At 66.7% G+C, this 24,972-nt stretch carries 19 protein-coding genes, 1 pseudogene and 1 riboswitch; of the genes and pseudogenes, 3 read left to right on the top strand and 17 right to left on the bottom strand.

Going from position 1 to position 24,972, the window contains the following annotated elements; all coding sequences use genetic code 11:
* Positions 1–76: 76 nt before the first annotated feature.
* The 4 genes from rpmA to QCD75_RS15650 form a co-directional block, all read right to left on the bottom strand.
* A complete protein-coding gene (rpmA, locus tag QCD75_RS15665; RefSeq protein ID WP_120949928.1) occupies positions 77–340 on the bottom strand; it encodes a 50S ribosomal protein L27 in 264 nt (87 codons plus the stop codon).
* Between the two features lie 61 nt (positions 341–401).
* Positions 402–710: a 50S ribosomal protein L21 gene (gene rplU / locus QCD75_RS15660; RefSeq protein ID WP_024368343.1), complete on the bottom strand. Its 309-nt coding sequence runs from the start codon at positions 708–710 to the stop codon at positions 402–404.
* 354 nt (positions 711–1,064) lie between these two features.
* A complete protein-coding gene (locus tag QCD75_RS15655) occupies positions 1,065–2,657 on the bottom strand; it encodes a bifunctional hydroxymethylpyrimidine kinase/phosphomethylpyrimidine kinase (protein WP_301230196.1) in 1,593 nt (530 codons plus the stop codon).
* Positions 2,640–2,737, bottom strand: a riboswitch (TPP riboswitch). Its footprint overlaps the gene before it by 18 nt.
* Positions 2,738–2,842: 105 nt before the next feature.
* The gene (locus QCD75_RS15650; RefSeq protein ID WP_301230194.1) at positions 2,843–6,121 is read right to left on the bottom strand and encodes an Rne/Rng family ribonuclease; all 3,279 of its coding nucleotides are present in this window, start codon (positions 6,119–6,121) and stop codon (positions 2,843–2,845) included.
* Positions 6,122–6,594: 473 nt separating this feature from the next.
* Here QCD75_RS15650 and QCD75_RS15645 point away from each other — a divergent pair, with 473 nt between their 5' ends.
* Positions 6,595–7,266 (top strand): vitamin K epoxide reductase family protein, encoded by a 672-nt coding sequence (locus QCD75_RS15645; protein WP_301230192.1) that lies wholly within the window; start codon positions 6,595–6,597, stop codon positions 7,264–7,266.
* A gap of 116 nt (positions 7,267–7,382) precedes the next feature.
* Here the strand turns inward: QCD75_RS15645 and ndk are convergent, their stop codons facing one another.
* The 4 genes from ndk to ileS are packed head-to-tail and all read right to left on the bottom strand — an operon-like array spanning position 7,383 to position 13,032.
* Entirely contained in the window at positions 7,383–7,802 is a 420-nt protein-coding gene (gene ndk / locus QCD75_RS15640) for a nucleoside-diphosphate kinase (RefSeq protein ID WP_226761098.1), read from the bottom strand.
* A gap of 40 nt (positions 7,803–7,842) precedes the next feature.
* A complete protein-coding gene (locus QCD75_RS15635) occupies positions 7,843–8,286 on the bottom strand; it encodes a DUF4233 domain-containing protein (RefSeq protein ID WP_301230189.1) in 444 nt (147 codons plus the stop codon).
* A 3-nt stretch (positions 8,287–8,289) separates the two neighbouring features.
* Positions 8,290–9,648: a bifunctional folylpolyglutamate synthase/dihydrofolate synthase gene (locus QCD75_RS15630; protein ID WP_301230187.1), complete on the bottom strand. Its 1,359-nt coding sequence runs from the start codon at positions 9,646–9,648 to the stop codon at positions 8,290–8,292.
* Positions 9,649–9,651: 3 nt separating this feature from the next.
* On the bottom strand, positions 9,652–13,032 hold the full coding sequence (ileS, locus tag QCD75_RS15625; protein WP_301230185.1) for an isoleucine--tRNA ligase: 3,381 nt from the start codon (positions 13,030–13,032) through the stop codon (positions 9,652–9,654).
* 328 nt (positions 13,033–13,360) lie between these two features.
* On the opposite strand from ileS, the gene QCD75_RS15620 reads away from it, so the two are divergent.
* The gene (locus QCD75_RS15620; protein WP_301230183.1) at positions 13,361–14,383 is read left to right on the top strand and encodes an endonuclease/exonuclease/phosphatase family protein; all 1,023 of its coding nucleotides are present in this window, start codon (positions 13,361–13,363) and stop codon (positions 14,381–14,383) included.
* Between the two features lie 191 nt (positions 14,384–14,574).
* Here QCD75_RS15620 and QCD75_RS15615 read toward each other — a convergent pair whose 3' ends face one another.
* Entirely contained in the window at positions 14,575–15,336 is a 762-nt protein-coding gene (locus QCD75_RS15615; protein WP_301230181.1) for an SDR family oxidoreductase, read from the bottom strand.
* 90 nt (positions 15,337–15,426) lie between these two features.
* The gene (locus QCD75_RS15610) at positions 15,427–15,801 is read right to left on the bottom strand and encodes a DUF488 domain-containing protein (RefSeq protein WP_301230179.1); all 375 of its coding nucleotides are present in this window, start codon (positions 15,799–15,801) and stop codon (positions 15,427–15,429) included.
* A 72-nt stretch (positions 15,802–15,873) separates the two neighbouring features.
* Here QCD75_RS15610 and valS point away from each other — a divergent pair, with 72 nt between their 5' ends.
* A complete protein-coding gene (valS, locus tag QCD75_RS15605; RefSeq protein ID WP_301230177.1) occupies positions 15,874–18,492 on the top strand; it encodes a valine--tRNA ligase in 2,619 nt (872 codons plus the stop codon).
* A gap of 52 nt (positions 18,493–18,544) precedes the next feature.
* On the opposite strand, the gene QCD75_RS15600 is transcribed toward valS, so the two are convergent.
* The 7 genes and pseudogenes from QCD75_RS15600 to tig form a co-directional block, all read right to left on the bottom strand.
* Positions 18,545–18,841: a putative quinol monooxygenase gene (locus tag QCD75_RS15600; RefSeq protein WP_301230210.1), complete on the bottom strand. Its 297-nt coding sequence runs from the start codon at positions 18,839–18,841 to the stop codon at positions 18,545–18,547.
* Between the two features lie 297 nt (positions 18,842–19,138).
* A pseudogene (locus tag QCD75_RS15595) lies at positions 19,139–19,294 on the bottom strand (trehalase-like domain-containing protein); the annotation flags it as partial.
* 405 nt (positions 19,295–19,699) lie between these two features.
* Positions 19,700–20,344, bottom strand: a complete 645-nt coding sequence (locus tag QCD75_RS15590) for a mycothiol-dependent nitroreductase Rv2466c family protein (protein ID WP_301230175.1) — start codon at positions 20,342–20,344, stop codon at positions 19,700–19,702.
* Between the two features lie 103 nt (positions 20,345–20,447).
* The gene (gene clpX / locus QCD75_RS15585) at positions 20,448–21,728 is read right to left on the bottom strand and encodes an ATP-dependent Clp protease ATP-binding subunit ClpX (protein ID WP_226761218.1); all 1,281 of its coding nucleotides are present in this window, start codon (positions 21,726–21,728) and stop codon (positions 20,448–20,450) included.
* Positions 21,729–21,943: 215 nt separating this feature from the next.
* Positions 21,944–22,603, bottom strand: a complete 660-nt coding sequence (locus QCD75_RS15580) for an ATP-dependent Clp protease proteolytic subunit (protein ID WP_226761217.1) — start codon at positions 22,601–22,603, stop codon at positions 21,944–21,946.
* 38 nt (positions 22,604–22,641) lie between these two features.
* Complete coding sequence (locus tag QCD75_RS15575; RefSeq protein ID WP_226761225.1) at positions 22,642–23,283, bottom strand: ATP-dependent Clp protease proteolytic subunit; 642 nt, start codon at positions 23,281–23,283, stop codon at positions 22,642–22,644.
* 244 nt (positions 23,284–23,527) lie between these two features.
* Entirely contained in the window at positions 23,528–24,922 is a 1,395-nt protein-coding gene (gene tig, locus QCD75_RS15570; protein ID WP_301230172.1) for a trigger factor, read from the bottom strand.
* Between the last annotated feature and the right edge of the window lie 50 nt (positions 24,923–24,972).

Raw genomic sequence — 24,972 nt, 5'->3', positions numbered from 1 at the left:
CCAAGATGATTGTAATGCGGTTAAAACACCGGTGGAGCGGACCTAATGGCCCGCCCCACCGTTTTAAGACTTGTTGTTACTCTGCAGCTGCAGCAGTCACAATGTTCACGACGCGACGACCGCGGCGGGTGCCGAACTCGACAGCGCCGGGGGTCAGTGCGAACAGGGTGTCGTCGCCGCCGCGGCCAACGCCGGCGCCCGGGTGGAAGTGGGTGCCACGCTGGCGGACGATGATTTCGCCTGCGGAAACTACCTGGCCGCCGAAGCGCTTGACGCCGAGGTACTGGGCGTTCGAGTCACGACCGTTGCGAGTGGAACTCGCGCCTTTTTTATGTGCCATTTGGAAATGCCTGCCTTAAAATTCTGGGGAATCTGCTGAAAACCTGAACAGTAACGAGTAGTTACTTGATACCGGTGATCTTGACCTTGGTCAATTCCTGACGGTGACCCTGGCGCTTCTTGTAGCCGGTCTTGTTCTTGAACTTCTGGATGACGATCTTGGGACCGCGAAGGTCCTCAAGGATCTCAGCCGTAACCTTTACCTTGGCCAGGTCCGAAGCTGCAGACGTGACCTTGTCACCATCCACCAGGAGCAGTGCGGGCAACTCAAAGGTGCTGCCGGCTCCACCGGGGACGCGGTTCAGGGTAACGAAGTCTCCAACGGAAACCTTCTCTTGGCGGCCGCCTGCGCGGACAATCGCGTACACCACTGGGGAACTCACTTCTCTCGACGTTTATTACTAGATTTGCGTGCGGAACCTGGGTCCAAAACTTCTGGTCCGGCTCACGCTGTGCCTCTACGCCGGTGGGTTCCCCGGGGGGACCCATGAGCTATCCCGTGGACATTCGCACTTAAATTCAAGTGGAGCGTCCTCAAGGTCATAACCCAAGTGTTGGCGTAAGCACCGAAGATCTAGACTACGCTAATTTTGCCTTCGGCCGCAAATGAGGCTGGTTCCGAAGAAAGGTACGTGATAGGCGCCACTCTGTATGGACAGGGCCTTGCCGCAACGACTTCCGGAACCGTGCCCACCTATCGTACAGGCTTCCGCGGGCCCACCTGGTCAGGCGTGCAGCCGCGGCGCGTCGAAGAAATCGACTTCGTAGCGGGCGGACTGCCGGAAGGCCAGGGTCATGGCGTCCCGTTCGCTCCCCGACGCCGCGCGTGCCGCAGCGTCGGTGTAGGCGACGGCCTGCCGGGTGGCGGCGGCGAACTCCTCATCGGCATAGGTGCGCAGCCACACCGCATAGGGATGCGACTCCGGCGCTCCCGCTGCGAGGAACTGCGCGTGCAGGGTCTCCCCGACCTCGGCGTAAAGCCAGAAACACGGCAGCACGGCGGCCACCAGCACCGCGTAGCTGCCGGAGACGGAGGCGGCCAGCAAATGGTCCACGTAGGACTTGGTGACCGGCCCCGGTGTCACGTCGGCCGTGCGGGTGCTCAGCCAGGTCCGGTGCAGCTCCGACTCCACTTCGAGGCAGTTCTGCGCGGAGCGGCCCCAGAAGAGCTGCTCGGCCTCCGAGGGGGCGATGGCGGCGGCACGGGCCAGGACCCGGGAATAGCCGTTCAGGTAGAGGGCGTCCTGGGAAAGGTAGTAGGCGAACTCGTGCTCCGGCAGCGACCCGTCGGCGAGGGCCCGGATGAAGTCCAGGGAGTAGATCGCTGTCAGGTCGGCGGTTGCGGCGTCCCGGAGGGCGGCAGCGAACTGCCCTTCGGCCGGCGCACTGCCCGTCCTGCGATGGTCCTCGGTCTGCTGCTGGACGTGATGGAAGTGGTGGACCGGGCCGTTGCCGGTCCCGACGTCGAGCCTCTCCGAGCTGCGCAGTGCTTCCTGCAGCCAGGGCTTGACCTCGCGGAGCGCCGCCTCCCAGTCCCCCACCCTGGTTTGCACCGTGGCCATCGCCGAGGACAACGAACACCCGGTGCCGTGGCTGTTGCGGGTGGGCACCCGCTCCCCCGGTACCACCACAACGTCCCGGGCGAGGAGTCCGCCGGTGTTAACCAGCGCATCGGGGCACCCCCCGTGGGAGGCGGGGTTGTCCCCGGCGCCGGCGCCGCCGTCGAGGTGTCCGCCCTTCACCAGGACCGTGGTCCCGGTTTGGGCGGCAAGCCGCTTGCCCTGTTCCAGCGCCGCAGCCCAGTCCCCGGCGGCCGGTTCCTTGAGCAGGATCGCGAGCTCGGCGAGGTTGGGCGTGATCAGGTCCGCGTAGGGCAGGAGCGTGTGCAGGGCCTCCTCTGCGGCCTCCTGCAGCAGCCGATCGCCGCTTGTCGCCACCATCACCGGATCCAGCACCACGACGCCGGGGCGCGCCTTCTCCAGCCAGTTGCGGACGGCGTCGATCACGGAGGCGTCGCCCAGCATCCCGATCTTCACGGCGTCGATGCTGATGTCCTGGCTGAGGGCTTCGAGCTGGGCGGTCAGGAAGGCCGCCGGCGGGATGTGGACGGCGCTGACGCCCCGGGTGTTCTGGGCGGTGAGCGCGGTGATGGCGGCCATGCCGTAGCCGCCGTGTGCGGCAATGCTCTTGAGGTCGGCCTGGATCCCTGCGCCGCCGGAGGGGTCGGAGCCGGCGATCGCGAGCACCCGCGGGATCCGGGGCGCCGCAGCTGTGGGGGCAGGCGGAAGAAACGGGGAGGCGGTGGTCAAGAGAGACATCCCTTCGCCGGTGCTAGCCGGACAGGTTCAACGGGTCTGGATCTCAGCCGGCCCGATGCGCGGCACCCCGTGTCAGGGATCCAGCCTAACCCCATCCCTTAACGAAGTCGCGGGCACGGCCCGAACCTGTGCGTATTGCTACGCGGTCCGGACCGCACCCGCGGCGGTAATGAACTGTTCCGGTATTAGAGCTCCGAAGCCGGAACGCCCACACCGAGGATGATCGGCTCGTTCGCGGCCGGCTTGGCGGCCGGCGTTGTTGCGGACGGGACCTTGGCCTCGTGCACCGATACGGCAGCGGCGTGCGGGGTTTCCCGGCGCTGTTCCACCGAGGTCTCGTTGGCGGCACCCTGGGCGCGGCTGGCGCTCCGGTTGCGGCGGCCGCGGCGGGCGCGCGAGGTCCCCGCCTCGGCTTCCGCTTCGGTCTGGGAGCCCGGGGCCGGGGCGCGTCCCGGTCCGGTTCCGCCGGCGCGCGCCGGGGCTGCCGCCGCGGTCCGGGCCGGGGCCGCCGCTGCGGTTTTGGGAGCCGGTTCCTGGGCTGCTTCGGCCTCGCCCAGCTGGGCGAACGCCTCCGTCAGCAGGTCCAGGGTCAGCGCGGGCGAACCCGCCTGGTCGGCGTGCTCGACGAACGGCAGGGCGACCTGCTCGCCGCCGAATGTCAGCACGGCGGCGGGGCGTCCGGCTGCTTCCTCCGTTGCGGCCAGCTCGACGACTGCATCGACGGCGGCCTGGCGGGTCTCGGCGTCGGCTGCGGTGGGGGTCTCCCCGTCATGCAGGTGCGCGGCGTGCGCCGCTGCGGCGATGTTCGCCAGCGCCGCACGGGTTGCCTCTGCCTTGGCGTGGCGTTCGGCCTCGGTGGGCTCGGGGTGGACTGCTGCCGGGACGGACTGCTCCTCCGCGCCCTGGCCTCCCCTGCCGCGGCGGCGGCTCTTGCGTTCCGTCCGAGCAGCGGGCTGTTGCTCGGTCCGCGGAACGTGGTGCTCCGCGGCAACAACGTTGGCGCGGCGGTGCTCGACGGGCTCATCGTGGGTGACGATGCCGCGGCCGGCGCAGGTTTCGCACTGTTCCCCGAAGACTTCCAGCAGCCCGGTGCCCATCCGCTTGCGCGTCATCTGCACGAGGCCCAGGGAGGTCACCTCGGCCACCTGGTGCTTGGTCCGGTCCCGGCCCAAGCACTCGACCATGCGGCGCAGCACGAGGTCGCGGTTCGATTCGAGCACCATGTCGATGAAGTCGATGACGATGATGCCGCCGATGTCGCGGAGCCGGAGCTGCCGGATGACTTCCTCGGCTGCTTCGAGGTTGTTCTTGGTGACGGTTTCCTCGAGGTTTCCGCCGCTGCCGGTGAATTTGCCGGTGTTGACGTCGACCACGGTCATGGCCTCGGTGCGGTCGATCACGAGGGAGCCGCCGGAGGGCAGGAAGACCTTGCGGTCCAGGGCCTTGTGGATCTGCTCGTCGATGCGCCAGGCCGCGAAAATGTCCGTGTCCTTGGTCCACTTCTCCAGCCGGCCCACGAGGTCGGGCGCCACGTACGTGACGTAGGCCTCGATGGTGTCCCAGGCTTCCTCGCCGGAGACGATCAGCTTGGAGAAGTCCTCGTTGAAGACGTCGCGGACCACCTTGATGGTCAGATCGGGTTCGCCGTAGAGCAGTTCGGGGGCGAGGATCTTGGTGGAGGTCGACTGGCCCTCGATGCCTTCCCACTGCGCGCGCAGCCGGTTGATGTCGTGCGTGAGCTCTTCCTCGGACGCGCCCTCGGCCGCCGTGCGGACAATGACGCCGGCGTTTTCCGGCAGCCGGTCCTTGAGGATCCGCTTGAGGCGGTTGCGTTCGACGTCGGGCAGCTTGCGGGAGATGCCGGTCATGGAGCCGCCGGGAACGTAGACGAGGTAGCGGCCGGGCAGCGAGATCTGGCTCGTGAGGCGGGCGCCCTTGTGGCCGACCGGGTCCTTGGTGACCTGGACGAGCACGGAGTCGCCGGACTTCAGCGCGTTTTCGATCCGGCGCTGCTTGCCCTCGAGGTTGACGGACTCCCAGTTGACTTCACCGGCGTAGAGCACGGCGTTGCGGCCGCGCCCGATGTCGACGAAGGCGGCTTCCATCGACGGCAGCACGTTCTGGACCTTGCCCAGGTACACATTGCCGATCAGGGAGTCCTGCTGGGTCTTTGAGACGAAGTGCTCGGCCAGGACGCCGTCCTCGAGGACGCCGATCTGGATTCTGTCGTCGCGCTGGCGGACGATCATCTGCCGGTCGACCGATTCGCGGCGGGCCAGGAACTCGGCCTCGGTGATGACGGTGCGGCGGCGGCCGGTATCGCGGGATTCCCGGCGGCGCTGCTTCTTGGCCTCGAGCCGGGTTGAGCCCTTGAGGGACGTGACGCGGTTGTTGACCGGCGCCTCGGTGGCCGCACGGGGTGCACGGACGCGGGTCACGGTGTTGGGCGGGTCGTTGTCTTCCCCGCCGGTCAGTTCCAGGTCCTGGTCACCACGGCGGCGGCGGCGGCGGCGGCGCGAGGTCACGCCCTCTTCGAGCTGTTCCTCGGAGCCTTCTTCCGCTTCGTCCCCGGTGTCTTCGGAGTCAGTCCCGGCGCCGGTCTCGCCGTCGGAACCGCGGCTGCTGCGTCCGCGGCGGCCGCGGCTGCGGCGGCGGCGGCGGCTTCCGGCATCTTCGCCTTCGCCCTCTTCGCCTTCTTCTTCTTCCGTTTCGGCCACTGCCGCGGCGGCCGGGGCGGCGGCGGGGACCGGGCGGACGACGGCGGTCAGGTCGGGGGCCTGGAAAATCATCGAGGTGACTGCTCCGGGCTCCATGAAGAGCGAGGAGGCGGAGGGTGCTTCGGCAGGCGTCTCCGCTACCGGGGCGGCCGTGTCCGCGGCGGGGGCAGGGGCGGCTGCGGGGGCCTCCGGTGCCACTGCGGCTTCTCCCGCTGCCGGCGCTTTCGCGGCGGGGGCTTCGACGGCGGGAGCCTTCGCGGTGGAGGCTTCCACGGCGGGAGTTTCTAAAGCAGGAGCCTCCGCGGCGGGAGTCTTCGCGACGGGGGAACCTGCCTTGGCGCGGCTGACGCGGCGGCGGACCGGCTTCTTGACCGGTACTTCGGCGGCCTCGGCGGCCAGGGTCTCTGCAGCTGGGGTCTCTGTTGCCGGTGCCTCGGCGATGGGCGCCGCGGTTTCCGGGGCGAAGGCCGGAAGGGGTTCGGCCGGTTGGGCGACCTTGCGGGCCCGGGAGCGCCGGACGGGTGCCTTGGCCTTGGCTTCGTCGGCGGGAGCTGCGTCGGCCGGAGCCTCTGTGCCCTCAGCGGGGACTGCGGCGTCCGCTGCGGCACCGGTCTTGGGAAGGGCCTTGCGGCGGGTCCGTACCGGCCGCTTCGGCGGCGTGGCTACGGCTGCTGCGTCAACTGTCTCTGTTGCTGGTGCGGTAACAAGTGCTTCTTCGTTGCCCGTGACAACCTGGTCATTATCCATATGTGGCGACACTCCTGCCCCTGACTGCCGCCACATCCGGCACCCGTTGGGGCAAATATTTGTCAACACCCGCAGGCATTGACAGAAGTCAATTGGATACCCTCAGGTTCGCACCGGCAGTGGGGTGCGGCAGCCCTGGAGGGCCGGCGGAATTGTTCTGAAACCCGTTGATCTACACGCCACAACCAGGTGCCGTCCAATGGCATTGCGGGACAGCCCGGATCAGAGGATCCGTAGCTCCCTGCTCATCATTGGCGGTCTTGGGAACAAAGTCGCCGGACCGGAATCCGGATGTGGATCGGATTCCAGCCACGATCATTGTCTCACAGGACCCGTCAAAGCAGGCGTAAGCAAGTCATCCGGCCCACAACGTGTACCGAATCACTGGTGACGGCACAACGCATTCCGGTCTTCATCCAGCCAGCGGCGATACAATCTGACCAGTTGCAACCGACCCGAAGGACATTCATTTCATGCCCAGCATCTCCAGTGCCACCGGCGAGGCAGCCGCGAGGCAGCAAAGCTCCAGCACGGCCGCGGCGGACCGGCCGCTGCCTCCGATGACCCGCGACCGCCCGTTCGCGTGGCTCCTGCTGATCACCGGCGTCGTCGGCTGGCTTGCCTCGGGAGCCCTGGTGCTGGAGAAGCTGGCAGTCCTCAAGGACCCCAGCCACGTGACGGTGTGCGATGTGAACCCCTGGATCTCCTGCGGCCAAGTCATGCAGACCTGGCAGGGGTCGGTGTTCGGCTTCCCCAACATGTTCATGGGCATCGTCGCGTTCGCGGTCATCATCACCACGGCCATGGGCTTGTTCGCCGGTGCGAGCTTTTCCCGCTGGTACTGGCTCGGGCTGCAGACCGGCGTCACCCTGGGCTTCGCGTTCGTGGTGTGGCTCTGGTCGCAGGCGCTGTACTCCATCCACATCCTGTGCCCGTTCTGCATGGTTGTCTGGGCCGCAATGATTCCGCTGTTCGTCTGGGTCACCGTCCGCAACGTGAGCCACGGCGTGATTCGGCTGCCTGCGGGCCCCACCCGGGTCCTGGGCGACGCCGGCTGGATCATCTCCGCGCTGCTCTACGTGGCCGTGGTCGCCACCATCTTCTTCGCTTTCATCCAGGTCTTCATCGGGACGTCCGGCTATTAGGCCGCGGGATCGCCGTTAACCAGCGCGAGGTGACAGTTAAGGCCAATGTTCGTTCTGAACATTGGCCTTAACTGTCACCTCGGTGCGCGGGTGGGCCCCGGTGCGGGGGCCGGGACTTAGCCCTGGAACCAGATCTTGATCTCGCGCTCCGCGGAGTCCACGGAGTCCGAGCCGTGGACCAGGTTCTGCTGCACCTTCAGGCCCCAGTCGCGGCCGAAGTCGCCGCGGATGGTGCCGGGAGCCGCCGTCGTCGGATCCGTGGTGCCGGCGAGCGAGCGGAAGCCCTCGATCACGCGGTGGCCCTCGAAGATCGCGGCGACGACCGGTCCGCTGAGCATGAACTCGACGAGCGGCTCGTAGAAGGGCTTGCCCACGTGCTCCTCGTAGTGCTGCTCCAGCAGTTCGCGGCTCGCGTCGACCTTCTTGAGCTCGGCCAGGGTGTAGCCCTTGGCTTCGATGCGGGCGATGATGCTGCCGGTCAGGTTGCGGGTGACGCCGTCGGGCTTGATCAGGACGAGGGTGCGCTCAATGCTCACAGCTGCTCCAATGTGTAGTGGGTGGGATTCGGAAACAAGTCTAGTTGCTTTGGCCTTCTGGGTGGGCTGCATCCCAGGCGGCCTGGTCTCGTTCCCGCAGCGCGGCCTCCCGGTCAATCCGGATGCCGGTGCGGATGCCGTACCACCAGGCCACTGCGAAGAGGCCTCCGACCACGAACATCGCCGGCTCCAGGATGCCGGTCAGGATCAGGATGATCTGCAGGATCCAGCCCAGTGCCACCCCCCACGGCTTGGTCAGCACCGCGCAGGTGAAGGCGTACACGAGGCACAGCGCGATCCCGACGGAGAAGATCAGCACCGGCGGGAACTCGTCCCGCCGCAGCCCGAACACGGTGAGGGTGCCGAAAAGCACCACAAAAGCTTCCAGCAGCAGCACCGTGGAGGCGAACATGACCTTGGTGGAGCGGCGCTTCTTGGGCATGCCCGGGCGCCATTCGCGCTGGGCTTTAGTGAGCTTCGCCATGGTCTAGGCGTCCGCCTTTCCGAGCAGGATCCGGGCTTCCGCGACGAGCGTGATGGAGCCGGTGACGAGGACGCCGCCGGCGAGGTCATCGTTGGCTTCGGCACGTTCCACCGCCCATTCGAGGGCGTCGTCGAGCTTCTCCGCGACGTGGATGTTGTCCTCGCCGAATCCCAGCTCGACGGCGAGTTCCGCGAGGTCCTCGGCCGGGACGGCGCGCGGCGAGTTGGACTGGGTGAAGCAGTATTCGGCGGCCAGGTCGCCGAGGGATTCCTTGAGCTGGCGGAGGATTTCCTCGGCGTCCTTTTCGCGCAGGATGCCGACCACCACCACAAGCTTGGTGAAGCTGAAGGCCTCGTGGATGGCCTCGGCGGAGACCCGGATGCCTTCGGGGTTGTGCGCGGCGTCCACGATGATGGTCGGCGCGGTGCGCACCACCTCGAGGCGTCCGGGCGAGGTGACCGAGGCGAAGGCCTCCTGCACGAGTTCGGCGTCGAGCGCCTTTTCAGCGCCGAAGAAGGCCTCCAGCGCGGCGATCGCGACGGCGGCGTTTTCGGCCTGGTGCGCGCCGTGCAGCGGGACCAGCAAGTCCTCATAGCGGCCCGCGATGCCCTGGATGGTGACCATCTGGCCGCCGACGGCGACGGTGCGGGCTTCTACGCCGAACTCGACACCCTCGAAGCGGAACGGGACGTTCGTTTCCTTGGCCTTTTCCAGCAGCACCTGCGCCGCGTCCCGGGGCTGCGCGGCGCTGACCAGGAAGCCGCCGGGCTTGATGATGCCGGCCTTTTCGCGGGCGATCTCCTCCGTGGTTTCGCCCAGGAGGTCCGTGTGGTCCAGCGAAATCGGGGTGACGACGAAGACCTGGCCGTCCCCGACGTTCGTCGCATCGGTGATGCCGCCCAGGCCCACCTCGATGACGGCGACATTGACCGGCTGGTCGGCGAAGACGGCGAAGCCGAGGATGGTGAGGCACTCGAAGTAGGTCAGCCGGGGCTGGCCCTCGGCCTCAAGTTCGCTGTCCACGATGGCCAGATACGGGCGGATTTCGTCCCAGATCCGGACGAAGGTCTCATCCGGCACCGGGGCGCCGTCGATGCTGATCCGTTCGGTCACCTTGGACAGGTGCGGGCTGGTGTACCGCCCGGTGCTTAGCCCGTGCGCGCGCAGCCCCGCCTCGATCATGCGGGCAGTGGAGGTCTTGCCGTTGGTGCCGGTGACATGGATGATCGGGAACGCCTTGTTCGGCTCCCCCAGGATGTCCATCGCCCGGTGCAGCGGGGCAAGCCGCGGCTCCATCTTGTTTTCCGGCGCCCGGCCCAGCAGTTCGGCGTAGACGCTTTCTACGGAGAATTCGTCGGTCATGGACTACGCCTCAACTTTCCTGGCAACACTGACCTGGGGTTCCTTGACGTCGGCCGCAACAGTGTCCAGCTCGATGGTCAGGGTTTCGGTCTTGACGAGTTCGGCGTTGGCCAGCAGGGCATCGACGATGTCCTGCTTAGCGGTGACCGTGGTGTGGATCCGGTCGCTGACGTTGAGTCCGGCGTCCTTGCGGGCCTGCTGGATGGCGCGGACCATGTCGCGGGCCGCCCCTTCGGCTTCGAGCTCGGGCGTGACCTCGGTGTTGAGGACCACAAAGCCGCCGCCCGGCAGGACCGCAGCCGCGCGGGACCCCTCACCTTCCGCGGCCTCCGCCACGACGGTTTCCAGGCTGTACTCCTGCGGCTCAAGGGCGAGGCCGCCGGACACAACAACACCGTCAACACCGTCGATGGTCTGCACGGACCAGTCGCCGGATTTGGCGCCCTTGATGGCCTGCTGGACGTTCTTGCCCAGCCGCGGACCCGCAGCCCGGGCGTTCACCACGAGCTTCTGCTCGATGCCGAACTCCTCCGGGGAGGCGGCCTCGGCGTCGAGCAGCCGGACCGAGCGCAGATTCAGTTCATCGGCGACGACGGCGGCGAAGCCTGCCAGCGCGTCCGCGCCGGGCGCCACGACAGTGAGCTCCTGCAGCGGCAGGCGAACCCGCAGGTTCGCGGCCTTGCGCAGCGAGGATCCGGTGGAGCAGATCTGCTGGACCCGGTCCATGGCCTCAACGAGGCCCGGGTTGGCCGGGAACACTTCAGCGTCCGGCCAGTCGGCCAGGTGCACGGAACGCCCGCCGGTGAGCCCGCGCCAGATCTCCTCGGAGATCAGCGGCAGCAGCGACGCCGAGACGCGGCAGACCGACTCGAGCGCGGTGTAGAGCGCGTCGAAGGCATCGACGTTCTCGTCGAAAAAACGCTGCCGGCTGCGGCGGACGTACCAGTTGGTGAGCATGTCCAGGTAGCTGCGCAGTTCATCGCAGGCACCGGAGATGTCGTAGCTATCCAGCTGCGCGGTCATGTTCCGGACCAGGTCCCCGGTGTTGGCCATCAGGTACTGGTCCAGGGTGTCGGCGTAGCCGTCGTAGCGCAGCTTCGCGTCATACCCGGAGGCTTTGCCGTCAACGGCGTTCGCGGCGTTGGTGTACAGCGTGAAGAAGCTGTACACGTTCCACAGCGGCAGGATGACCTGGCGGACGCCGTCGCGGATGCCCTGCTCGGTGACCACGAGGTTGCCGCCGCGCAGGATCGGGCTGGACATCAGGAACCAGCGCATGGCGTCGGAGCCGTCGCGGTCCAGGACCTCGGAGACGTCCGGGTAGTTGCGCAGGCTCTTGGACATTTTCTGCCCGTCCGAGCCCAGGACGATGCCGTGGCTGATGACGTTGCGGAAGGCCGGCCGGTCGAACAGCGCGGTGGACAGGATGTGCAGCATGTAGAACCAGCCGCGGGTTTGGCCGATGTACTCGACGATGAAGTCCGCCGGGTTGTGGGTGTCGAACCATTCCTCGTTCTGGAACGGGTAGTGCACCTGGCCGTAGGGCATGGAGCCGGAGTCGAACCAGACGTCCAGGACGTCCTCGACCCGGCGCATCACCGACTGGCCCTCTTCCGGGGTGCGCGGGTCGTCCGGGTTCGGGCGGGTCAGCTCGTCGATGAACGGACGGTGCAGGTCCACCTGGCCCTCGTTGTTCATGGGCAGCCGGCCGAAGTCCGCCTCGATCTCGGCGAGCGAGCCGTAGACGTCGGTGCGCGGGTGGTCCGGGTCGCTGGACTGCCAGACCGGGATGGGGCTGCCCCAGTAGCGGTTGCGGCTGATGGACCAGTCGCGGGCGTTGGCGAGCCACTTGCCGAACTGGCCGTCCTTGACGTTGCCGGGGATCCAGTTGATCTCCTGGTTCAGTTCGGACATGCGGTCCTTGAACTTGGTGACCTCGACGTACCAGGACGACACCGCGCGGTAGATCAGCGGGTTGCGGCAGCGCCAGCAGTGCGGGTAGCTGTGCTCATAGCTGGCCTGGCGGACCAGCCGGCCCTGGGCACGGAGCACCTGGGTGATGGGCTTGTTGGCCTCGAACACCTGCAGCCCGGCGATTTCGGCGAGGTCGCCGTGGCCGAAAAGCGGCAGGAACTTCGCGCCTTCATCCACCGACAGGACCACCGGGATGCCGGCCTCCTCACAGACCTTCTGGTCGTCCTCACCGTAGGCCGGGGCCTGGTGCACGATGCCGGTGCCGTCGGTGGTGGTGACGTAGTCGGCAACGAGGAAGCGCCACGCGTTCTCGGTGCCGTACTTTTCGGCGTCGTGGAAGTAGTCCCAGAGCGGCTCGTAGCTCAGCCCTTCGAGCTCGGCGCCGGTGTGGCGGGAGGTGACGGCGGCCTCGGCGGCGGCAACGCCCTCGGCGCCGTCGCCGTAGCCGAGGTCCTTGGCGTAGGCGCCCAGCAGCTCGGCGGCCAGCAGGAAGCTGCCGGTGACGGGGGCGTCGGCTGCGGCGGCCTTGATGCCGGACGGTCCGGCCGGCAGGACGACGTAGTTGATGGCGGGCCCGACGGCGAGCGCCAGGTTGGTGGGAAGCGTCCAGGGCGTGGTGGTCCAGGCGAGCGCCTGCACGCCGGCGAGCTGCCGGGACAGCTCCGACTCCCCCGCGGTGATCGGGAAGGTGACGGTGACGGTCTGGTCCTGGCGGTTCTTGTAGACGTCGTCGTCCATGCGGAGCTCATGGTTGGACAGCGGCGTCTCGTCCTTCCAGCAGTACGGCAGCACGCGGTAGCCGTTGTAGGTCAGGCCCTTTTCGTGCAGCTGCTTGAAGGCCCAGAGCACGGACTCCATGTACTCGACGTTGAGCGTCTTGTAGTCGTTCTCGAAGTCGACCCAGCGGGCCTGCCGGGTGACGTAGCTCTTCCACTCATCGGCGTACTTCATCACGGACGCGCGGCAGGCGTCGTTGAACTTGTCGATGCCCATCGTCTCGATCTGGGTCTTGTCCGTCATGCCCAGCTGCTTCATGGCTTCAAGCTCGGCAGGCAGCCCGTGGGTGTCCCAGCCAAAGCGGCGCTCGACGCGGCGGCCGCGCTGGGTCTGGTAGCGGCCGACCAGGTCCTTGGCGTAACCGGTCAGCAGGTGGCCGTAGTGCGGCAGGCCGTTGGCGAAGGGGGGCCCGTCATAGAAGACGAACTCGTTGCTGCCGGGCTTGCCGCCAGGAAGATCAGAGTCCCGCTGGTCGATGCTGGCCTGGAAAGTGCCGTCCTCATCCCAGTACCTGAGGATGCGTTCTTCGATCTCCGGGAACTTCACGGAGGCCGACACACCGGAGGGGCTGGAAGCAGAGTCGGTGGCGCCTGCGCCGGAAGGTGCGGCGGAGGCCTTCGGGTAATAAGTCATCTCGACATCCTGGGTTGAGCTGGTGAACAAATGGATTCATTCAGGATGCGAGGACGGCCCCTGCACTGTCTTTCGACAACACCGGCACCGCGGTACCACCTCACTTACCGCCGCCTGGCCCCTGTGGTGGGACAGAGCTCCGGCGCCGGCCGCTCATTACTGCTGTGACGGGCTTACCCGTCCGGTTCTACCGGCCCTGGCGCGCATCTTTTCATCAAAGTTGCGGCGTCGGGGCGTTCTTCCGGAAGCTCACCGGTGATGGCCGGGTCAAAGCTGCTACCAGAAGTCTAACAACTGTCACGGGCCCGCACTGCCTACACTGAATCCCATGATGTTGCGGTCACGGGGCCGCGCTGCCCCGCGAATGCCTGCCGGCCGGGCTGCCGCCGGCTGGCGGATCATGGCCGGGCTCACCGCGGCCCCCGTCGTGGTGGTCTCATGCTTCCGCGCCGTGCCGCGGGAATGGCCCACCACCGTGGTCCAGCTGGTCTCCTTTACCCCGTGGCTGGTGCTGCCGGCCGGCGCCTCGCTGCTGTTCGCGGTGCTGGGCCGTCGCCGGTGGATGGCGGGCGCCGCGGCCGGCCTCGTGGCCGTGCAACTCTTCTGGCTGGTCCCGCTGGACTACGCCCGGGCGGCGCCGGATGCCGCACATGACACGGTGGAGCTGCGGACGATGAGCCTCAACGCGAAGCTCGGCCAAGCGGACGCGGCGGAAATCGTCCGGCTGGTCCGCGAGAACGGCATTACCGTGCTGACAATCCAGGAGTACACCAAAGCGCTCGAAGACCGGCTGGCAGCGGCAGGGCTGGCCACGCTGCTGCCGAACAGGATCAGCGCTCCGGCGGGGGGCGCCGCCGGGAATGCGGTCTACTCCGTCCACGGGCTGGCGGCCACCGGGAAGGTACCCGGCTCCCACTTCCCGATGCCGTTGATCCGGGTCACCGCGGAGTCCCGCGGGCAGCGCGCGGTCGTGGAACTGACGAACGTCCATACCCGTGCCCCCGTGGGCGTGGGCCTGCCGAAGTGGCGCAGTGACCTCGCGGCTCTTGGCCAGCTGGTCTCCCGGCCCGGCAACCTGGTGCTGGCCGGCGACTTCAACGCCAGCTATGACCACGCCGAATTCCGCCGGCTCCTGCAGAGCGGGGGCCGGGTAATGGTGGACGTGGGCATGCTTCAGGGCTCACGCCTGGTCCCCACCTGGCCGATGGAGGACCATGCCCTCCCCGGCATCACGATCGACCACCTGGTGGCCAGCCCCTCGGTGCTCAGCGCCAACTATGCGGTGCACCGCGTGCCCGGCACGGACCACGCGGCCATCATGGCGACGCTGAGCGTCCCGGCCACCGGCTAGACCAAACAACGCGGGGTCACTTACAGTCCCTAATCCCCCCGTTTATGGGCTGTATGTGACCCCGCGTTGCTGCTCAGGTACCCCGCGTTGCTGCTCAGGTACCCCCGGTGTTGCTGCTCAGGTACCCCGGCGTTGCCGCTCCGCGCCCGCGTTGCTGCTCCGGCGCCCGGTCTGCGCAGCGCCCCCGGAGGCTAGGCCTTGCGGATTAGCTTGTAGTTGGCGGCCTGGGCAACCGGGCGGATCACGATCTGGTCGAGGTTGACGTGGTGCGGTGCCACGACGGCGTACCGGACGACGTCGGCGACGTCCGCCGCGGTGAGCGGCTTCTCGACACCCTGGTAGACCTTCTCGGCGGCCGCCTGGTCGCCGCCGAGGCGGTTCAGCGCGAATTCCTCGGTCTGGACCAGGCCGGGCGCCACCTCGATGACGCGGAGGTTGTGCTCGGCCTCTTCGAGGCGCAGTGCGCCGGTGAGCGCGTGCTGGGCGAACTTCGCTGCGTTGTAGCCGCCGCCGCCCTCGTAGGCGGACAGTCCCGCCGTCGATGTCAGGTTCAGGACGGTGCCTTCACCGCAGGCGCGCAGCATCGGGAGGAACGCCCGGGTGAGCTTCATGGTGCCCAGGACGTTGACCTCGAACATCCATTCCCAGTCCTCGGTTTTGGCCTCGGCCACCCGGTCGGCGCCGCGGGCGCCGCCGGCGATGTTGATGAGTGTGTCGATGCCGCCGGCGCGGGTCACCTCGTCCACCAGCCGGGCGACGTCGGCGTCGTCGGTCACGTCTGCCGGAAGCGCGACGGCACCGGTTTCCGCGGCGAGCGCCGCCAACCGGTCCGCACGGCGGGCGACGGCGTACACCGTCCAGCCCTCGGTCCGGAGCGCACGGACGGTGGCCTCGCCGATCCCGGTGCTGGCGCCGGTGACAACTGCTGCTTGGTTCTGGATTCCTTCAGTCATGGCACCACCCTAACGGCAAGGCCCCGGGCACCCCGCCGGGCCCCCGCAGGATAAACAGGATGAAGCCGGATGAACCCGGGTGAATTCGGGTCAGTCCCGCGCCAGGAACTCCTGCAGGACCCGGGCATGGTTGGTCTCCGGGTCCCTCGCCCCGAACAGCAGCGTCACCTTCCCGTGTTCCGCGGCCAGGTCCCGCAGCGTCTGCACGGCGGGGTTGCCGTCGAGCTCCGCCTCGTAGGCGGCGCGGAAGCCGGCGAAGCGCTCCTGCATGTGCGCGAACTCGGTCCGCAGCGGCGGGGACGGCGCCACGTCCTTGAGCCATAGGTCCAGCTGCGCGCGTTCCTTGCTGACCCCGCGCGGCCAGAGCCGGTCCACCAGCACCCGGCACCCGTCGTCGTCGGCGGGTTCGTCATAGATGCGCTTGATGGCGAAACGTCCGGCAGAACTTCCCTGAGAATTGCCCATCTGCGCATGCTACTGCAGCGCCGGCGGCAGGCGACGGCGGCCTCCCGGGACGGACCGTGGAAGAATTGCCCCATGGCTGAAGACACTCAGGGTACAGACACGCCCACCACTGCCCCCATCAACGTTCCGGACAAGCCCGCCCTGGAGGGGCTGGAAGACGCCCTCACCCGGCGCTGGCTTGACGAAGGGACCTACAAGTTCAACCCGGACACCACCCGGGAGCAGGTCTACTCGATCGACACTCCCCCGCCCACCGCGTCTGGTTCGCTGCACGTCGGCCACATGTTCTCATACACCCAGACCGACGTCCTGGCGCGCTACCAGCGCATGAACGGCAAGAACGTCTTCTACCCGATGGGCTGGGACGACAACGGCCTGCCCACCGAGCGCCGCGTGCAGAACTACTACGGTGTGCGCTGCGATCCGACCACCGCGTACGACGCCGGCTACCGGCCGCCCGCCGAGCCCGCCAAGAACCAGCGCGACTTCGACGTCGTCTCGCGCCGGAACTTCATCGAACTCTGCGAGGAACTCGCCGTCGAGGACGAGTTGGTCTTCGAAAACCTCTTCCAGACGCTGGGCCTGTCCGTGGACTGGGACCTGACCTACCGCACGATCGATGACAAGTCCCGGGCCATCTCCCAGCGCGCCTTCCTGGCGAACCTCGCCGCCGGCGACGCCTACATGGCCGAGGCGCCCACCCTGTGGGACGTCACTTTTCGCACCGCCGTGGCCCAGGCCGAGCTCGAGGACCGCGAGGTCGCGGGCGCCTACTACCGGTACCCGTTCTTCACCGAAGACGGCGAGAAAATCTACATCGAGACCACCCGCCCGGAACTGCTGGCCGCCTGCGCCGCCCTCGTGGCGAATCCCGACGACGCCCGGTACCAGCCGCTGTTCGGCAAGAAGGTCACCTCCCCGCTCTTCGGCGTCGAGGTGGAGGTCCGTGCCCACCCGCTTGCCAAGGCGGACAAGGGCTCCGGCATCGCCATGGTCTGCACCTTCGGCGACCTCACCGACGTCACCTGGTGGCGCGAACTCCAGCTGCCCACCCGCGCGATTGTGGGCCGCGACGGCCGCATCATCGGCGACACCCCGGAGTGGATCACCACCGCCGAAGGCCGCGCCAGCTTCGGGGCGATCGCGGGCAAGACGGTCTTCAGCGCCAAGGAAGCCGTGGTGGAACTCCTGACCACCGCCGGCCTTCTCGAGGGTGAGCCGAAGAAGATCATGCACCCGGTGAACTTTTTCGAGAAGGGCGACAAGCCCCTCGAAGTGGTGACTTCCCGCCAGTGGTACATCCGCAACGGCGGCCGCGACGCGGAACGCCGCGAGCGGCTCATTGCCCGCGGCCACGAGATCGATTTCCACCCCGCGTTCATGCGCTCCCGCTTCGAGAACTGGATCTCCGGGCTGAACGGCGACTGGCTTGTTTCCCGCCAGCGTTTCTTTGGTGTGCCGGTACCGGTCTGGTACCCGCTGGACGCCGACGGCAACCCGGACTTCGCAGCTCCGATCGTGCCCTCCGACGCGCAGCTCCCGGTGGACCCCGCAGCGGACGCGGCCCCCGGGTACCAGGAAACCCAGCGTGACGTGCCGGACGGCTTCACCGGCGACGCCGACGTGCTGGACACCTGGGCGACGTCCTCGCTCACCCCGCAGATCGTCGGCGGCTGGAGCACCGACGAGGCGCTCTTCGCCAAGGTCTACCCCTTCGACGTGCGCCCGCAGGGTCACGACATCATCCGGACCTGGCTGTTCTCCTCCGCGGTGCGCGCCGACGCCCTGCAGGACTCCGCGCCCTGGAAACACGCCGCCATCTCCGGCTGGATCCTGGACCCGGACCGCAAGAAGATGTCCAAGTCCAAGGGCAACGTGATCGTTCCGACCGACGTGCTGGAGGAGTACGGCTCGGACGCTGTCCGCTACTGGGCGGCCTCGGCCAAGCTGGGCGCGGACACCGCCTACGAGATCGCGCAAATGAAGATCGGCCGCCGGCTCGCGATCAAGCTGCTCAATGCCTCGAAGTTCGTGCTGAACCTGGGCGCCACCGAGAACTCCGTGGTTTCCGGGGATCTCTCCGTGCTCAGCAACCCCCTGGACCGGGCCGTACTGGCCCAGCTCTCCGACGTGGTCGAGCAGGCCACGAAGGCGTTCGAGAACTACGACTACGCCCGGGCGCTGCAGATCACCGAGAGCTTCTTCTGGCACTTCACCGATGACTACGTGGAGCTCATCAAGGACCGTGCCTACGGTGCCGCGGGTGAGGCCGAGCAGGCCTCCGTCCTGGCAGCGCTGGCAACGAGCCTGGACACGCTGCTGCGGCTCTTCGCCCCCTTCCTGCCTTTCGCCACGGAGGAAGTCTGGAGCTGGTGGCGGGCCGGCTCCGTGCACCGTGCCGCGTGGCCGTCCGCCATCGCGATCGACGGCGACACCAGCCTGCTGGCCACCGTCGGGACCGCACTCAGCGGCATCCGCAAGGCCAAGTCCGAGGCAAAGGTCAAACAGCGCACCGAGGTGCTGTCCGCGACCATTACCGCCCCGGACTCGCTCACCATGCAGCTGAAGGCCGGCTTGGCCGACCTCAAGGCAGCCGCCAACGCCCGGGAGCTGACCCTGGTGGGCGGAGACGGCGAGCTGACCGTCAGCGACGTAGTCCTGGCGCCGGCCGAGGGGCCCGCGCAGGCATAGCGGCGGCCGCAACGACACCAGGCAACGACACGACGCAGCGACACAGGGGGGCTCAGACCCCGAAGGAGGTCTCGAAGCGCGTCAGCACCGGCGGTGCGGCCAGGAGTTCTCCCAGCCCGCTCGCGCCGTCGTCGGTTGCCCGCCACGCGCGGTAGGCGGAGTCCTGTTCCAGCGACGCCCACTGTTCCACCACAAGAAAGTGCGCCGGATCGGTGCTGTCGACCAGCACCTCGACGCCGAGGCATCCGTCAAACGCCCGCGTATCGGTGAGGACGTCGCGTAGCACGGCGGGCGCGGTGGGCAGGGATTCCGCTTTGAGGAACAGGTCAAGGTGGGCTGTGATGGGCATGTCGCTCCAATGTTCGCAGATGGGCACGGGACACAGGACACCACCGTGCGGGATGCCTGGGGCTCCCGGCACCGGGACCGATGCCCTGCCACTGGAAGCAACAGCGGCGCCACCGGGCTTGTTCCTTCGGATCCGCTCAGGGCACTTCCTTCCGCTGCCCGGCGCCGGGACCCGGGCGTTGCCGTTCCGCTTCGCTAATGCCCCAGACGGCATTGACCAGGCCGATGTGGCTCTCGAGCACCATCGTCGGGCCCAGGTAGCGGCGGGTAACGGTGTGCGCGCCGACGGGCCGGTCGACCAGAACACCGCCTCTTGGCCCAGCAGCCGTCCGAACACCGAGGGACTGTCAAAACGCGGGAAGCACAGCCAGACAACGCAACCGGACGCGCTGACCAGCGCCGCGGAGGAGCAGTCGGACAGCAGCGCGTAGCTGGCAATGGGCTCACTGCTCATGGGCACCCTGTTCACTGGCCAGTTCCTGGGCCGGCTGCTTTTGGGCCGGCCTGTTTTTAGGCCGGGCTGTTTTTAGGCAAAGGGGAAGCCCCATCAGCGTGTTGCCGTTGGTGGGGCTTCGACTTTTCGATTGCCACGTGACGTCTTAGGCAATCTGGCAAGATCCTTAGATTTTCAGGTCTTCCTACCTCGTCACTGGTAGCCATCATCTGACTTTGCCGAAGGCTGCGTCGGATGAGTGTCACTGAATCTTTGGTTCCTGCGTCCCGCTTCTTTCGAAGTGGGTAAATTCAATTGTTCTCCCGTCGTTCCGGATGCGCAAGGGCCCCGGAAGAACTACATCGAAGTAGTTCTTGCGGGGCCCGTTGCTGCCCGGAAGCGCCGTTCTGCGCCCGGCGGGAGGCGCTAGTTGAAGACCGGGTCTTCGGTCCGGCTGCGCTTAATCTCGAAGAAGTACGGGAACGACGCCAGGGCCACCGAGGCATCCCACAGGCGCCCGGCTTCCTCGCCCCGCGGGATGCGGGTCAGTACGGGGCCGAAGAAAGCAGTCCCGTTGAACGAGACGACAGGTGTGCCCACGTCCTGGCCCACCAGGGTGATCCCGGCCTCGTGGCTTGTGCGCAGGGCTGCGTCGAATTTTTCGCTTTCCCCCGCCGCCGCCAGTTCCGCCGGCAGGCCCACCTCAGCGAGGGACTTCGCGATGACCTCGGCGATGTCCTTGTTGGCCTCGTTGTGGATCTTGGTGCCCATGGCATCGTAAAGCGCCTTGACGTACTGGGGGCCGTGCTGCTCGGCGGCAGCGGTGATCACACGCACCGGGGCCCAGGCCTTAACCAGGAACTCCTTGTACTCCTCGGGCAGTTCGTCACGGCCCTCATTCAGCACGGCCAGGCTCATAACGTGCCATTCGGTGCGGATGTCGCGGACGCCTTCCACCTCGCCGATCCAGCGGGACGTCACCCAGGCGAACGGGCACATCGGGTCGAACCAGAAGTCCGCGCTGTTGGTCTCTGCTGTGGTCTCTGCTTGCTTGTTCAGGGATTCAGACACAGGTGATCTCCTAGGGAAGTCTGCGGGAAATGGTGCGCTGCGCCGGCTCAACGGCTTGGCACGTCACAGGTGACAGCGATGGGTGCCGCGTGTTTATTCCGGATCAGGCGGACTTGCGGCGCTTGACGTCGTGGGCGATCAGCGTGGGCGCTGCCTTCGTGGAGACGACGTCCTCAGTGATGATGACGGTGGCGATGTCGTCGCGGCTGGGCAGGTCGAACATCACGGGGAGCAGGACTTCCTCCATGATGGCGCGGAGCCCGCGGGCGCCGGTGCCGCGTTCGAGCGCCTGGTCGGCGATCGTGTTCAGCGCTTCCTCCTCGAAGACCAGTTCGACGCCGTCGAGCTGGAACATCTTCTGGTACTGCTTCACGAGGGCGTTCTTCGGGGTGGACAGGATCTGGATCAGCGCCGCCCGGTCCAGATTGGAAACCGTGGTGATGACCGGGAGCCGGCCGATGAATTCCGGGATCAGCCCGAACTTCAGCAGGTCCTCGGGCATGACTTCGCCGTAGGAGTCGGTGTTGTTTTTGACCTCATTGAGCGGCGCCCCGAATCCGATGCCCTTGCGTCCAGAGCGGGAACCGATGATTTCCTCGAGCCCGGCGAAGGCGCCGGCAACGATGAAGAGCACATTGGTGGTGTCGATCTGGATGAATTCCTGGTGCGGGTGCTTGCGGCCGCCCTGCGGCGGGACCGAGGCGACCGTGCCTTCCAGGATTTTCAGCAGGGCCTGCTGCACCCCCTCGCCCGAGACGTCCCGGGTGATGGAGGGGTTTTCGCTCTTGCGCGAGATCTTGTCGATCTCGTCGATGTAGATGATGCCCTGTTCGGCTTTTTTGACGTCGTAGTCAGCGGCCTGGATGAGCTTCAGCAGGATGTTCTCGACGTCCTCGCCGACGTAGCCGGCTTCGGTCAGCGCGGTGGCGTCGGCGACGGCGAAGGGGACGTTGAGGCGGCGGGCCAAGGTCTGCGCAAGGTAGGTCTTGCCGCAGCCGGTGGGGCCGATCAGCAGGATGTTGGACTTGGCGATCTCGACGTCGTCGTGGTGCACACCCTCGGCGAGGCTTCCGCTCTTGGGGGCGTGCCCGGCCTGGATGCGTTTGTAGTGGTTGTAGACGGCGACGGCGAGCGAGCGTTTGGCAGGCTCCTGGCCGATCACGTATTCCTGCAGGAAGTCGAAGATCTCGCGGGGCTTGGGCAGTTCGAAACTGCCCAGGTCGGCTACTTCGGCGAGTTCTTCTTCAATGATCTCGTTGCAGAGTTCAATGCACTCGTCGCAGATGTAGACGCCGGGCCCGGCAATGAGCTTCCGGACCTGCTTCTGGCTCTTTCCGCAGAAAGAACACTTCAGCAGATCCGTGCTCTCGCCAATCCGAGCCATATGTGAACCCCTTTTAGTATCTTGCTGCCGGCTCTGTCGATCTCCCGCGCAGCGCTGCACCCGTTACTGGAATCACGGACGATCCCTCCGGGACGGAGCCGTGACATGTTCCACTCTAGGTCACTTTGGGCCTGTTGGGTGGAAAGCCGACGCCGGTGCGGCCACTTAAAGTGGGCCGCACCGGCGTCGGGTACTGCTTGTTACACGATGATCCGCTACTTGGTGATTGCCTGGGGCTTCATCTTGCGGGAATCCAGCACCTGGTCGATCAGGCCGTACTGCATGGCCTCGGCCGCGGTGAGGATCTTGTCGCGCTCAATGTCGTTGTTGACCTGCTCCGGCGTCCGGCCGGAGTGCTTGGCCAGGGTGTCCTCGAGCCAGGACCGCATGCGCATAACCTCGGCGGCCTGGATTTCGAGGTCGGAAGCCTGGCCGCCCTGGCCGCCGGAGAGCGAGGGCTGGTGGATCAGGACGCGGGCGTTCGGCAGGGCGAGGCGCTTGCCCGGAGTTCCGGCGGCGAGGAGTACGGCGGCGGCACTGGCGGCCTGGCCGAGGCAGACAGTCTGGATCTCCGGGCGGATGTACGTCATGGTGTCGTAGATCGCGGTCATGGCGGTGAACGAGCCGCCCGGGGAGTTGATGTACAGCGTGATGTCGCGGTCCGGGTCGGTGGACTCGAGCACCAGCAGCTGTGCCATCACGTCGTCAGCAGAGGCGTCGTCAACCTGGACACCGAGGAAGATGATGCGGTCCTCGAACAGCTTGGTGTACGGGTCCTGGCGCTTGAAGCCGTAGGGGGTGCGCTCTTCAAACTGCGGCAGCACGTAGCGGCTGCTCGGCAGGTTACCGGCAGTCGAACCGAAGTTGTAGTTCATGTTCATTGCTCCTGAATTCATTGCTGTCTACGTGCCGGTCAGTTCTCGGTGGCAGTGTCGGTCGAGTCGGTGACCGAGCCGGTGGAGTCTGCGTTGGTTCCGCCGCCGCCGGCCACGGATCCGGCGTGCGCCGCGATCTTGTCGAAGAAGCCGTACTCGAGGGCTTCCTTGGCCGTGAACCACTTGTCGCGGTCGTTGTCCTTGAGGATGGTCTCGACGGTCTGCCCGGTCTGGTCGGCCGTCAGTTCGGCCATGACCTTCTTCATGTGCAGGATGAGCTCGGCCTGGATCTTGATGTCCGAGGCCGTGCCGCCGATGCCGCCGGAGGGCTGGTGCATCAGGATGCGGGCGTTGGGGGTGGCGTAGCGCTTGCCCTTGGTGCCGGAGGAGAGCAGGAACTGCCCCATCGAGGCGGCGAGGCCGGTGGCGACGGTGACGACGTCGTTCGGGATGAACTGCATGGTGTCATAGATGGCCATGCCGGCGGTGACGGAGCCGCCCGGTGAGTTGATGTAGAGGTAGATATCCTTCTCGGGGTTCTCGGCCGAGAGCAGCAGCAGCTGCGAGCAGATCGCGTTGGCGTTCTCGTCGCGGACCTCGGAGCCGAGCCAGATGATGCGCTCTTTCAGCAGGCGGTTGTAAATGTAGTTATCCTGGGCTGCCGGATCGACAGTAGCCATCCGGGGTGCCCCTGCTTGCTGTGACATATGTACTTACCTCTCGCTGGCGACGGTGACGCCACTGGACGACATCACTGAACTTTCCTACATGGACACTAACGGTTTTCCTTCCCGCTTTGTGCTCAGGCGCGGGGCTGTTCGCTGACGGCGCACGATTGCCCGGGAGGGTTCATCGTGGGCTTAAAAAGCCGCACCCCCGGATCAAAGATCCGGGGGTGCGGCGGAATTACGGGAACAGAAAGTATTAGAACTTCACTGCTGCCGGGTCATCGTTCTTCGCGGTCTCGGTGGCTGCTTCTTCGGAAGCGGTTTCCTCGGTCTCGGCAGCCTCAACCGGTGCCTCTTCGCCGCCGGGGCGGACGAAGTCGCTCAGGTCAACCTTGTTGCCCTCGGAGTCGGTGACCTCGGCCTGGCCCAGAACGACAGCCAGTGCCTTGCGGCGGCGCACCTCTGAGACCATCATCGGGACCTGGCCGCTCTGATCGATGATCTGGGCGAACTGGTTCGGATCCATGCCGTACTGGCCGGCGGTGGTGACGATGTAGTCGATCAGCTCGTTCTGGCTGACATTGACTTCTTCCTTTTCCGCGATGGCGTCAAGGATGATCTCGTTCTGGAAGGCGCGCTCGGTGTTGGCCTTGACCTCGGCGCGGTGCTCCTCGGTGTCGTGCTCGCCTTCGCCGTGGGCGTTCTCGGCGTTGAAGTGCTGCTCGAGCTGCTCTTCGACGACGGAGTCCGGGACGGGTACCGCTACGAGTTCGACGAGCTTGTCGAGGACCTTGTCACGGGCTTCGACGCCCTGCTCGACGACCTTGGACTCTGCTGCCTGCTTCGCGAGGTCCTCGCGCAGTTCGGCCAGGGTGTCGAATTCGGAGGCGAGCTGGGCGAAGTCATCGTCAGCCTCGGGAAGCTCGCGCTCCTTGACCGACTTGACGACCACCTTGACCTGGGCGGACTCGCCGGCGTGCTCGCCGCCCACGAGGGTGGTGTCGAAGATGGCGTCCTCGTCGGCGCTGAGGCCCGTGACGGCTTCGTCGAGGCCTTCGAGCATGGTGCCGGCGCCAACCTGGTAGGACAGGCCGGTGGCGGAATCAACCTCGGCGCCGTCGATGGTGGCGGTGATGTCGATGGTCAGGAAGTCCTTGTCCGCGGCGGGGCGGTCCACGGACTTCAGCGTGCCGAAGCGGCCGCGGAGTTCGTCCAGGGCCTTGTCGACGTCGGCGTCGGTGGACTCAGCGGCGGCAACCTCAACCTTGATGCCGGCGTAGTCAGGCAGTTCGATCTCGGGGCGGACGTCAACCTCGGCGTGGAACTTGAGTTCACCGTCGGTGGCGGACGGGTCCGGCACCTCGGTGATTTCGACCTCGGGACGGCTCAGCGGGCGGATGCCGGTTTCCTGAACGGCTGCCTGGTACCAGCCGTTGAGGCCATCGTTGATGGCAGTCTCCAGCACGTAGCCGCGGCCAACGCGCTGGTCAATGAGCTTGGAGGGGACCTTGCCCTTGCGGAAACCGGGAACCTGGATCTGCGAAGCAACAGTCTTGTATGCCTCTGCGATGCTGGGCTTCAATTCCTCAAAGGGGACCTCAACATTGAGCTTGACCCGCGTGGGGGTGAGGTTCTCGACAGCGCTCTTCACAGTCTAAGTACTCCTGGTTTTAGGGGGTGGGGTTCTGCACTGCCAAGGGT

Source organism: Arthrobacter sp. PsM3, from assembly GCF_030433895.1.
Lineage (GTDB): Bacteria > Actinomycetota > Actinomycetes > Actinomycetales > Micrococcaceae > Arthrobacter.
The sequence above is the reverse complement of the archived record's forward strand: the minus strand, read 5'-3'. Positions and strand labels throughout refer to the sequence as shown.